Raw genomic sequence first — 1,801 nt, 5'->3', positions numbered from 1 at the left:
CGCAAACGCTGCCCACCAGACGGCACTAAAAACCAATGAGGCCCAAAACCTGGAAGAAAGAAAAAACAATCAGCAAGGTTTTTTCAGCGCGATTAAGTCGCTGATGTCTGGCGATTTTGCCGGTTTCATGGATTTCGTGAATAAGAAATTATCAAACGAAAAAGCCATGAACGACTCCCGCCTGCAAAACTGGACCAGCAAGGGGCAGGAAATCATTTCAGGTGTTGCGGCCGGGCTGCAAATGATGCAAAAACTTTCAGAAGCCAGATTACAAAAAGAGCTTTCCAACATCACCAAGGAAAAGGATGCACAGCTTAAATCCTGGAAAGACAAGTACGACAAAGGTCTGATCAACAAGGATACTTACGAAAAGGAAATTGACAAGATTAATAAAAACGCCCTTGAAAAAGAGCACGAAGCGAAGGTAAAAGCCTGGAAGCGCGAACAGAAAATGCAGATAGGAATGGCGCTGATTAATGCCGCTATGGCCGCACTGAAATCGTTGGCCATGATGGGTTTCCCGCTTGGTCTGATTGGTGTGGTTGCGTCAGCCGCATTGGCAGCCGTTCAGATCGGCATCATTAAATCCCAGCAGCCGCCAAGTATGGCCAAAGGTGGATATATCCGCAATGCCGGCGTTCCCCAGGGACCGCGTCACGGTTCTGAATATGGCAAATCAGGAATTTCGCTGACGAACAGGGAAACCGGGGAAGAAGTCGGGGAAATGGAAGGTGACGAACCGATCATGATCTTATCACGCAATACTTACAAGAATAACCGGGTGATGATCAACGCACTTTTGGATTCATCCCTTCATAAAAACGGTGCTCCGATCCATGCCGCCAAAGGAACCGTTTTCGGTAATGATGGAGGTGATTACCGCAGCCTTCTGGAACCACTCCGTAAAGGTGAATCCTACCTTTTTGGATCCAAAAAGAGAAAAGCCCAGAAGGCCGCCGACGAAGCCGCTGCACAAGCAGAAGCAGATGCCGCTGAAATGCAGGCAGAACTTGACGCAGAATTAGCCGCCGCCAACGCTGGCCTGGGGGATACTGGCGGATACGATGCTGGAATGAACCCATACGGAGATGTGGAAGGTGGAGACGCAGACGCAACCAACGGTGCAACATCCGCCGAAATTGGCAAAAGTCAGCAGATGATGGCTACGATCGGCAAGAATACAGCAGCCACAAAAGACGCGGTGCAGGATTTAAAACCACCATTGGAAAACATTGCCGGTAAAATGGATCAGCTGATCGGTGCAATGAATCGCGCCGCTGACGGATCATGGGCGGCCGCCAGCGCTGGCAATCGGGCAGCAGATGTCGCTGCCATGGCCGGAAGAAACAATCTGTAATTTAATCCTGATCATGAAAAAACGAATTGATATTTTAATCGACGGCACCCCCCTGGATCTTTTCCCAGGGACAAGTTTTACCCTGGAACGTTTCAATCCTGTATTTGACTTTGAAACCGTGCAGGGCTCCAAAGTATACAGGTTTACAGTTCCCTTTTCTCCGACCAATAACCGCATTTTCAAGTATGCAGCGGATCCTCAATCAGTCGGGGATCCACAGAATTATTACACCGAAAAGATTGCAGACGGCGACACGATCGAGCGCGGGTTTACTTACCTCGAAAAAGTAACGGCATCCGGATACGAAATTAGTTTCGGATCAAACCTGGGCGACTTCTTTGGCGATTATCAGGACGTCCCCTTGAACCTTTTGCCCTTTGGAAGTGAGCCGCTGCCTGCCAATCATGCAAACATTCAGGTTGAAAAATTTGAAGAAGGTACGGG

2 pseudogenes are annotated in these 1,801 nt (G+C 49.0%); both read left to right on the top strand.

Annotated features, from left to right (window positions below):
* A pseudogene (locus AC1XUO_RS29585) lies at positions 1-1,357 on the top strand (hypothetical protein); the annotation flags it as partial.
* 13 nt (positions 1,358-1,370) lie between these two features.
* Positions 1,371-1,801 (top strand): annotated as a pseudogene (locus AC1XUO_RS29580) (hypothetical protein); the annotation flags it as partial.

The sequence above is a fragment of the Dyadobacter sp. HNCC25DJ186 genome, from assembly GCF_056895235.1.
This window is presented reverse-complemented; position numbering and strand designations above follow the sequence as displayed.